The 9806-nt window shown below is 71.1% G+C and carries 10 protein-coding genes; 8 read left to right on the forward strand and 2 right to left on the reverse strand.

Annotated features, from left to right (window positions below; translation table 11 throughout):
• A partial coding sequence (locus FB561_RS37530) for a sialidase family protein (protein ID WP_145814873.1) occupies positions 1-866 on the reverse strand: 866 nt, incomplete at its 3' end.
• Between the two features lie 123 nt (positions 867-989).
• Here FB561_RS37530 and FB561_RS37535 point away from each other — a divergent pair.
• Both FB561_RS37535 and FB561_RS37540 read left to right on the forward strand, forming a co-directional pair.
• On the forward strand, positions 990-1697 hold the full coding sequence (locus tag FB561_RS37535) for a FadR/GntR family transcriptional regulator (RefSeq protein ID WP_202881044.1): 708 nt from the start codon (positions 990-992) through the stop codon (positions 1695-1697).
• Positions 1697-2701 (forward strand): GDSL-type esterase/lipase family protein, encoded by a 1005-nt coding sequence (locus FB561_RS37540; RefSeq protein ID WP_145814875.1) that lies wholly within the window; start codon positions 1697-1699, stop codon positions 2699-2701. The genes FB561_RS37535 and FB561_RS37540 overlap by 1 nt, the downstream gene beginning before the upstream one ends.
• A gap of 3 nt (positions 2702-2704) precedes the next feature.
• Here FB561_RS37540 and FB561_RS37545 read toward each other — a convergent pair whose 3' ends face one another.
• Positions 2705-3724, reverse strand: coding sequence for a zinc-dependent alcohol dehydrogenase family protein (locus FB561_RS37545; RefSeq protein WP_145814876.1), 1020 nt, complete (start codon positions 3722-3724; stop codon positions 2705-2707).
• A gap of 160 nt (positions 3725-3884) precedes the next feature.
• On the opposite strand from FB561_RS37545, the gene FB561_RS37550 reads away from it, so the two are divergent.
• The 6 genes from FB561_RS37550 to FB561_RS37575 form a co-directional block, all read left to right on the forward strand.
• Positions 3885-4760, forward strand: a complete 876-nt coding sequence (locus FB561_RS37550) for a helix-turn-helix transcriptional regulator (RefSeq protein ID WP_145814877.1) — start codon at positions 3885-3887, stop codon at positions 4758-4760.
• Positions 4761-4767: 7 nt separating this feature from the next.
• Positions 4768-5178 carry a (R)-mandelonitrile lyase gene (locus FB561_RS37555; RefSeq protein ID WP_145814878.1) on the forward strand — a complete coding sequence of 137 codons (411 nt, stop codon included), beginning with the start codon at positions 4768-4770 and terminating at the stop codon, positions 5176-5178.
• Positions 5179-5281: 103 nt separating this feature from the next.
• Positions 5282-6037, forward strand: a complete 756-nt coding sequence (locus FB561_RS37560) for an SDR family oxidoreductase (protein ID WP_145814879.1) — start codon at positions 5282-5284, stop codon at positions 6035-6037.
• A 10-nt stretch (positions 6038-6047) separates the two neighbouring features.
• Positions 6048-6479 carry a cupin domain-containing protein gene (locus tag FB561_RS37565; protein ID WP_145814880.1) on the forward strand — a complete coding sequence of 144 codons (432 nt, stop codon included), beginning with the start codon at positions 6048-6050 and terminating at the stop codon, positions 6477-6479.
• Between the two features lie 89 nt (positions 6480-6568).
• Positions 6569-8644, forward strand: a complete 2076-nt coding sequence (pta, locus tag FB561_RS37570; protein WP_145814881.1) for a phosphate acetyltransferase — start codon at positions 6569-6571, stop codon at positions 8642-8644.
• A 3-nt stretch (positions 8645-8647) separates the two neighbouring features.
• The coding region (locus FB561_RS37575) for an acetate/propionate family kinase (RefSeq protein ID WP_145814882.1) at positions 8648-9806 on the forward strand (1159 nt) is incomplete at its 3' end.

Below are 9806 nucleotides of genomic sequence, written 5' to 3' on the forward strand. Positions count from 1 at the left end.
GTGTCGACGCGGCGGCCCGGGGTGTTGCCCTGGTCGCGGGCGTTGAAGTACAGCCGGCCGTCGGCCAGTTCGGTGACCGAGACCTCGTTCGGCCGGAGGGCCTCGATGCCTTGCTCGTCGACGGCCCCGACCCGCCAGGTCTGCCCGCCGTCGTCGCTGAGCAGGGCGTGTCCGCCGGCGCCGGTCAGATTGGTGCACTCCTGTCCGGGATGGACGTAGCTGTGCCGGCCCGGGATCACCAGCCGTCCGGCGTGCGCGCCCTTGGTGAGCTGGATGCCGTGCCCCGGTCCGGGCGCGATGTTCCGCCAGTGCGACGGTTTCACGTCGTCGGTGATGTCCCTGGGCTCGGACCACGTCGCGCCGTTGTCGTCGCTGGTCAACAGGTGCGAGCGCACGGGCACGCGGCCGCACTCGAGATCGTCGCCGCCGCCCGCCGCGGTACGGATGGTGTTGACGATGATCCGCCCCGTCGAGGCGTCCACGACGGCGACCGGGTTGCTCCACCGGTCGGTTCCGGTGTCGACGACCACCTGGATCGGGCCCCAGGTGGCGCCCCCGTCGGTCGACCGCTTGAGCACGATGTCCATGTCGCCGAAGTCGTCCGGATCCGTCACCCGGCCCTCGGCCAGTGCCAGCAGGGTGCCGTCGACGGCCTCGACCAGGGTCGGGATCCGGAACGTGTGGTAGCCACCCTCGCCGCGGGTGAACACCGTGGTGCGGCTCAGCGAGGAAGCATCGGGGTCGGCCGAGGCCGCTGTGTTCGTGGCCGAGGCCGGTGGGCCGATCAAGGAGGTGGCTGTTGCCAGAGCGGCAGCGCTGGTGAGAACGGCGAGGAGACGCAGGCGTGGTGGTCTCGTCCTGGACATGGGCGGTTCCTTTCGCTGGGTTCGCTCCCCGGAGGGACTCACCTGCTAGGATTACGTCTGATGTCCTACAGGTTTGGAACCGTAGAATCGGTCCGATCCGATGTCAAGGGGAAGGCTCCGCGCGTGCCAGAACAGCCTGCGACCGATCCGTCGTTCCGGCGGCTGCGGCCGTCCGCGCCGGTGCATCGGACCGTGCAGGAGGAGATCCGCAGCTACGTCCTCACCAACAAGCTGCAACCGGGGGACCCGCTCAAGCCGGAGGCCGAGCTGGCCCGGCAGTTCGGGGTCAGCCGCAGCTCGGTCCGCGAGGCCGTGAAGGCGCTGGAGTCGACCGGGGTGCTGGAGATCCGCAAGGGCAGCGGTACGTACGTCCGGGACTTCTCGTTCGCGCCGCTGTTCGACCACCTGCCGTACGGGCTGATGGTCGGGACCCGCGTCCTGCGTGATCTCCTCGTCCTGCGGAAGGCGCTGGAGTCGGCCATGGCCGACGACGCGATGGCCGCGCTGCGACCGGAGACGGTCGACGAGCTGCGCCGGGTGCTGGCCGAGATGGGGGAGCGGGCCGCCCGCGGCGAGGGGTACGCCGTGCAGGACCGGGAGTTCCACCGGCTGCTCTTCGTCGACCTCGACAACGAGATGCTGCTGCACCTGTTCGACCTGTTCTGGCAGGCCTTCCACCGCAGCTCCGAGGCGATCCCCGATCACGATCTGCTGGCCGGGTACCGCAGCCACGAGGAGATCTTCGACGCGATGCTCAGTGGCGACACCGAGCGCGCGCGGGACGCCATCCGGCGGCACTACGTCGACATCGAAGAAAGGCTCGAAGCGTGATGAGTGAGGTCGCCATCGGTCCGCTGGACCGCCCGGAGCTGTGGCACGGCGCGCTGAGCTGGGCGCCGGCCGACGGCTGGTCGCAGCCGTGGCGGCTGCCACCGGCGCTGGAGCGGCGCGCCTATGCCCCGGTGCTGTTCGAGAAGGCGAAGGCCCCCGCCGGCGTCCGGGCGGTGCTGACCACCGACGCCCGTGAGCTCACCCTCGAGCTCGACAGCGGCGCCGACGATTCCTCGCCGGTCGACCTGCTCGTCGACGGCGAACTGGCGCAGCGAGCGTCCGTCGGCGCCGGGCCGAACGAGTTCACGTTCACCCTGCCGGGCCGGCCCGCGACGATCGAGGTCTGGCTGCCCCAGCACGGACCCGCGCGGCTGGGGGCGGTCCGGCTGCGGGACGCGTCAGGTCTCCCGGACGCACCGCCGCCGCCCCGGTTCCGCTGGCTCTGTTACGGCAGCTCGATCACCCAGTGCCGGCATGCGCCGGGACCGACCGAGACCTGGCCGGCCCTCGTCGCCCGGGCGCAGGGGTGGGATCTGCGGTGTCTCGGATTCGGCGGCCAGTGCCACCTCGACCCGGTCGTCGCCGAAACCCTCCGCGACCAGCCGGCCGACCTGATCAGCCTGTGCCTCGGCATCAACGTCTACGGCAACGGCAGCTACAGCACCCGCACCTGGCGGGGCCGCGTGGCCGACTTCGTCGCCCGGGTCCGCGACGGGCACGCCGGGACGCCGATCGTCGTCCAGTCGCCCATCGCCAGCCCCGAGCGCGAAGCCACCACCAACCGGACCGGACTCACCCTGGCCGAGGTGCGGGAAGAGGTGCACCAGGTGATCCGCGACCTGTCCGCCGACGACCCCAACCTGCACCTGGTCGACGGCTCGTCCATCCTCACGGTCGAGGAGGCGGACCAGTTGGCCGACGGCCTGCACCCTGGTCCGCTCGGCTACCGGACCATGGCCACCCGGATCAGTACCGCTCTGGAGTCGACGCTCGCGTTCACCTGAAGCTCAGACGGTGAGCAGCACCTTGGTCGCGGTGCGCTGGTCCATCGCCTGGTACCCCTCGGCGGCGCGGTCCAGCGGCAGGGTGAGGTCGAAAACCTTGCCAGGGTTGATCTTGCGGTCCCAGATCAGCTTGACGAGTTCGGGCAGGTACTGCCGGACCGGGGCCGGGCCGCCGTGGAGATGGACGCCGGCCATGAACAGTTCGTCCCCCGGGACGGCGACGTCGTGGGCGACCCCGACGAACCCGACATGGCCGCCGGCCCGGGTCGAGTGGATCGCCTGCATCATCGCCTCCTGGGTGCCGACGGCCTCGATCACCGAGTGCGCGCCGAGTCCGCCGGTGAGCTCCTTGACCCGGGCGACGCCTTCGTCACCGCGTTCCTCGACGAGGTCGGTGGCGCCGAACTCGCGGGCCAGCGCCTGGCGGTCCGCGTGCCGGCTGAACGCGATGATCCGTTCGGCCCCGAGTTGCCGGGCGGCGAGGATGCCGAGCAGCCCGACGGCGCCGTCACCGACGACGGCGACGGTCTTGCCCGGACCGGCCTCGGCGGCGACCGCGGCGAACCACCCGGTCCCGAGGACGTCCGAGGCGGCCATCAACGACGGGATCAGGTCCGGCTCGGGCAGGCCCGGGGTGGCGACGAGGGTGCCGTCGGCCAACGGGATGCGGGCCAGCTCGGCCTGGGTGCCGATGGTGCCCATCAGGACGCGGTGCACGCAGTACGCCTGGTAGCCGGCCTGGCAGATCTCGCAGGTGTTGTCGGAGGCCCAGAACGAGCCGACCACGAAGTCACCGACCTTGACGGTGCGGACCTGCGCACCGACCTGCTCGACGACACCGACGTACTCGTGGCCCATCACCTGGTGGTCCACCGGCTCCGCGCCCCGGTACGGCCACAGGTCGCTGCCGCAGATGCAGGTGGCCGCGAGGCGGATGATCGCATCGGTGGGTTCGATGATCCTCGGGTCCTCGCGGTCCTCGACCTGGACGTTCCCGGGGCTGTGCATGACTACCTGGCGCATCACGCGCTCCTTCTCTTCGACTTCCGGGACCCCGAGGTGCGGGGCCCCGGGACGAGTCAAGCTCGGGCCGGCGACGCGAGGAAGTCACTGTCGATGGGTGTACCGACAGGGCACCCTTCGCGGCCCTGCGCCCCGGCGCCGGCGGGTTACTGTCGGAGACGTGGACAATCGCCAGGAGGTCCGCGAGTTCCTCACCACTCGCCGCGCCCGGATCACGCCGGACCAGGCCGGGCTGCCGGCCACCGGGTCCCGGCGCGTCCCCGGACTGCGCCGCAGCGAGGTCGCCGCGATCGCCGGACTGAGCGTCGAGTACTACGCGAAACTCGAGCGCGGCCAGATCGCGGGCGCGTCCACCGGAGTCCTCGACGCGCTGGGCCGGGCCCTGCAACTGGACGACACCGAACGCGCCCACCTGCTCGACCTCGCGCGAGCCGCGGACGGGATCCCCACGTCGGGCCGGCGCCGTCGTCCGGCCGGGAAGGCGGCGGGGTCGCGGCTCAGCCTGCAGTGGGCGCTCGACGCGATCACGGACGGGATCGCGTTCGTCCGGGATCCGCACCAGAACCTGCTCGCCACGAACGCCCTCGGCCGGGCCTTCTACTCGCCCGTCATCGGCGACGGCGGCCGGACGCCGAACCTGGCCCGCTTCCAGTTCCTGGATCCCGCGGCCCGCGACTTCTATCCCGACTGGGACCTGTTCGCCGAGATGTGCGTCGGCATCATGCGCGCCGAGGCCGGCCGGGATCCGCACGACCGTGGACTCCAGGACCTCGTCGGTGAACTCTCCACCCGGAGCGAGACATTCCGCCGGCTCTGGGCCGACCACAACGTCCGGACCCACGGGACCGGTACCAAGCGCTTCCACCACCCCGTCGTCGGCGACCTCACGCTGGCCTACGAGGAACTCGCGGTCACCGCGGAGCCGGGGATCGTCCTGCTGATCTACACCGCCGAACCCAGCTCACCGTCGGCCGAACGCCTTCGGTTGCTCGCCTCCTGGGCCGCGCCCGCGGACACCCCCATCACCAAGCCCTGAAGGAACCATGCAGATCACCCGCAGCTCCATCGACACCGCCAAGGGACCGGCGGACTGGTTCACCGGCGACGTGTACATCGACGCCGTCGCCGCGGCCGGACCGCCGTCGCGGCTCACCGCGAACCTCGTCCACTTCATGCCCGGCGCCCGGACCCACTGGCACCGTCACCCCCTCAGCCAGACGGTCTTCGTCACCGAAGGCGTCGGCCTGTGCCAGCGCCGCGGCGGACCGGTCGAGGTCATCCGCCCCGGCGACCGGGTGCTCTTCGAGGCCGACGAGGAACACTGGCACGGCGCCGCCCCGAACCGCCTCATGGTCCACCTCGCCCTGAACGAGTCGGACGCCGACCACGCCGTCGTTCACTGGCTCGACCCGGTCACCGACGACGAGTACGCCGCGGCCCCACCCACCGCTTGAGCCTGCCTGGAAGCAGGCCTGAGTCGTCACAGAACGGATCCCTGCCCTGTCCTAGTGGGTGACCGGGCGGCAACTGGTGCCGCCCGTGGACGGGAGGTTGACGATGAGGATCGTGGTGATCGGCGGAACCGGGCTGATCGGGTCGAAGGTCGTGGAGAAGCTCACCGAGCACGGGCACGAGGCGGTCGTGGCGGTACCGAAGACCGGGGTGAACACGCTCACCGGTGCGGGACTGGCCGAGGTGATGAAGGGCACGGACGTCGTCGTCGACGTGTCGAACTCGCCGTCGTTCGAGGCCGACGCGGTGATGGAGTTCTTCCGGACCTCGACCACGAACGTGCTCGCCGCCGAGGCGGAGGCCGGGGTCGGGCATCACGTCGCGCTGTCGGTGGTCGGCACCGAGCGGCTGCCGGACAGCGGGTACTTCCGGGCCAAGATCGCCCAGGAGGAGCTGATCGAGAAGTCGGCGATCCCGTACTCGCTGGTGCATGCCACCCAGTTCTACGAGTTCGTCCAGGCGATCGCGGACGCGGCCGACGACGGCGGTACGGTCCGGATCGCGCCGGTCGCGTTCCGTCCGATGGCCGCCGAGGACGTCGCGAAGGCGGTCGGCCGGACCGCGGTCGGTACGCCGCTGAACGGGCGGATCGACATCGCCGGGCCGCAGGAGTACCAGATGGACGAGTTCTTCCGCCGGGCCCTGAAGGCGCACAGCGACCCGCGGGACGTGGTCACCGACCCGCACGCCAAGTACTTCGGCGCCGAACTGGCCGAGCGGACCCTGGTACCGGCCGGCGACGCGACCTTCGGCGACCTCACGTACGGCGACTGGGCCGGCCTGACCCCGGCCGGGAAGTGAGCCGGCCGCGATGACGGATCCTGACGTGACGTACCCCGAGCACCCGTCGACCGCCTGGCAGACGGCGCTCACGATGCTGCAGGAGGTGGAGCCGCCGTTCGTCCCGGACGGGTTCCACGCCATGACGGTGGTGCTGGAGTACCCGCCGGGTGACCCGGGGGCGCCGCCGCATCGGCACTCCGGGCCGGCCTTCGGCTACGTGGTCGAGGGCGAGATGTTGTTCGAGCTGGAGGGCGAGCCGCCGCGGGTGCTCAAGGCGGGGGAGGCGTTCTGGGAACCGGGTGGCGACGTCATCCACTACCAGGACGGTAACAACCGGCCCGACGTCCCGGTGCGGTTCACGGTCACGATGCTGTGCGCGCCGGACCAGCCGATGTTCGTGCTGGTGCCCGCGGAAGAGCTTGCCGAGCGCAAGGATCGCCGGGTCGCCCGGCCGGCCTGACCACAGCACCTCCGGTCGGCCGCGGCCGGTCCGTCGGACGATCGGAGCCGGCTGGGCGGCGGTGACCAGGGGCTGGCTAGGGTTCTGGCATGGGGAACAGTGTCTACATCGCTTCGGTGGAGGGGCACACCGGGAAGTCGACGGTGGCTCTCGGGGTGCTCGAGGAGTTGTCGCGGCGGGTCGAGCGGGTGGCCGTGTTCCGGCCGATCGTGCGGCCCGACACCGCGACGCACGGTGGCCGGGACTACGTGCTCGACCTGCTCACGTCGCACGATGCCGTGCCGATGACGTACGAGGACGGGGTCGGGGTCACCTACGACGAGGTGCACGCGGATCCCGACGCCGCGCTGGACACGATCGTGCGGCGGTACCACGAGGTGGCCGAGCACGCGGACGCCGTGCTGATCCTCGGCAGCGACTACACCGACGTGGGGACACCGACCGAGTTCTCGTACAACGCGAAGATCGCCGCGAATCTCGGGGCGCCGGTGTTGCTCGTGCTCAACGGGTACCGCCGGACGCCACGGGACCTGCGGGCGATCACGGACATGGCCGTGGCCGAGTTGCAGGCGAACCACGGGTCGTTGTTCGCCGTGATCGCGAACCGGGTGGACCAGGACCAGCTGGACCCGGCGGCCGAGGCGCTCGCGGGGGCGGACGTTCCGGCGTACGCGATCCCGGAGGAGCCGTTGCTGAACCAGCCGTCGGTCGCGGACCTGCTCGGTCCCGTCAACGGCCGGCTGCTCAGCGGGGATCCGCAGTTGCTGGCCCGCGAGGTCACCGGGGTGATGGTGGCCGCGATGACGATGCCGAACGTGCTGGACCGGTTGTTCGACGGCGCGGCCGTGGTCACCGCGGGGGACCGGCCCGAGGTGGTGCTCGGGGTCCTGATGGCGCACGCGTCCCGGACGTTCCCGCAGATCTCGGCCGTCGTGCTCAACGGTGGGTTCGCGTTGCCCGATCAGGTCCAGCGGCTGATCGAGGGACTCGGGGCGACGCTGCCGATCGTGGCGACCGACCTCGGAACGCAGGCGACGTCGGCCGTGTTGAGCGCGGTCCGCGGCCGGCTCACCAAGGACGCACCGCGCAAGGTGGACACGGCGCTCGCGCTGTTCGACAAGCACGTCGACAGCCGGGCGTTGCTGGACGAGCTGGCGGTCGCGCGCAGCAAGGCGGTGACGCCGCTGATGTTCGAGCACCGGTTGCTCGACCAGGCTGTTGCCGACCGCAAGCACATCGTGCTGCCGGAGGGTGCCGAGGAACGGATCCTCCGGGCCGCGGACGTGCTGCTGCGGCGGGGGGTCGCGGACCTGACCCTGCTCGGTGACCCGATCGCGATCAGCGCGAAGGCGGCGGCGATCGGCGTCGACGTCGGCGCGGCCCGCCTGATCGACCCGGACCACGACGAGCTGGCCGAGCGGTTCGCCGCGGAGTACCACCAACTCCGGCAGCACCGTGGTGTCGACCTGGACCGGGCCCGCGAACTGGTCCGGGACGTGTCGTACTTCGGCACGATGATGGTCCAGCTCGGCCTCGCCGACGGGATGGTGTCGGGGTCGGTCCACACCACCGCACACACGATCCGGCCGGCGCTCGAGGTGGTGAAGACGCCGCCAGGGGTCTCGGTGGTCTCGTCGGTCTTCTTCATGTGCCTGCAGAACCAGGTCCTCGTGTACGGCGACTGCGCGGTCAACCCGGATCCGACCGCCGAGCAACTCGCCGACATCGCGATCTCGTCGGCCGCGACCGCGGTCGCCTTCGGGGTCGAACCGCGGGTCGCGATGCTCTCGTACTCGACCGGGTCCTCCGGCACCGGCACCGACGTCGAGAAGGTGTCCGCGGCGACCGCGCTCGTCCGGGAGCGGGCCCCGCACCTGCCGGTCGAGGGGCCGATCCAGTACGACGCCGCGATCGACGCCGCCGTCGCCCGGACGAAGTTGCCCGACTCCCCGGTCGCGGGCCGGGCCACGGTGTTCGTCTTCCCCGACCTGAACACGGGCAACAACACGTACAAGGCGGTCCAGCGCTCCGCGAACGCGGTCGCCGTCGGCCCGGTCCTGCAGGGTCTGCGCAAACCGGTGAACGACCTGTCCCGTGGGGCCACCGTCCGCGACATCGTGAACACGGTGGCCATCACCGCGATCCAGGCCCAGTTGGGGGAGTGACCGATGACCGACCACGTCCTGGTGATCAACGCCGGATCGTCCTCGCTGAAGTACAGTCTGGTCGTCGGCGACTCGGGTGAGGCCGCGGCCAGTGGTGTGATCGAGCGGATCGGTGAGTCCGAGGGGCACCAGGTCCATCGCGGTCCGGACGGCGAGTTCACCAGCGACGACCCGATCGCGACGCACGAGGACGCGTTACGGGCGGCGATCGCGGCGTTCGACAGTCACGGACCCGCGCTCGACAGCGTGCAGCTCGCCGCGGTCGGGCACCGGGTCGTGCACGGCGGTGCGAGCTTCGGTGCGCCCAGCCTGATCGACGACGCGTTGGTTGCCGAGGTCACCGATCTCGTCCCGCTGGCACCGCTGCACAACCCGGCGAACCTGGAAGGGATCCGGGTCGCGCGGCGGCTCTTCCCGGACCTGCCGCATGTCGCCGTGTTCGACACCGCGTTCCACCAGACGCTTCCGCCGCACGCCTACACGTACGCGGTGCCGTACGAATGGCAGGAGGAGCACGGCATCCGGCGGTACGGGTTCCACGGCACGTCGCACGCGTTCGTGTCCGAGCAGGCGGCGAAGTTGCTCGGCCGCCCTCCCGCCGACGTCAACGTGATCGTGCTGCACCTCGGCAACGGGTGTTCGGCGGCCGCGGTCCGCGGGGGCGAGTCGGTCGACACGTCGATGGGGCTGACCCCGCTCGAGGGCCTGGTGATGGGCACGCGCAGCGGCGACCTCGATCCCGCGATCCAGGCGCACCTGGCCCGCGAACTCGGCTGGACGGTGGACGAGATCGACCGGGCGCTCAACTTCCGGTCCGGGCTCAAGGGGCTCACCGGCGACAACGACTTCCGCGAACTGACCCGGCGCCGCGCGGAGGGGGACGACCGCGCCCGGCTCGCCTTCGACGTGTACGTGCACCGGATCAAGAAGTACATCGGCGCGTACTACGCCGTGCTCGGGACGGTCGACGCCATCGTCTTCACCGCCGGCGTGGGCCAGCACTCGGCCGAGGCGCGCGCCGCCTCGGTCCACGGACTCGAGCGCCTCGGCATCCACCTCGACGCCGTCCTCAATGCCGAACCCACGAAGACGGCCCGCTTCGTCTCCACCGACGACAGCCCGGTGGCCGTACTCGTCGTCCCGACCGACGAGGAGTGCAGAT

Origin of the sequence: Kribbella amoyensis, assembly GCF_007828865.1 — a bacterium.
GTDB classification, from domain to species: Bacteria; Actinomycetota; Actinomycetes; order Propionibacteriales; family Kribbellaceae; genus Kribbella; species Kribbella amoyensis.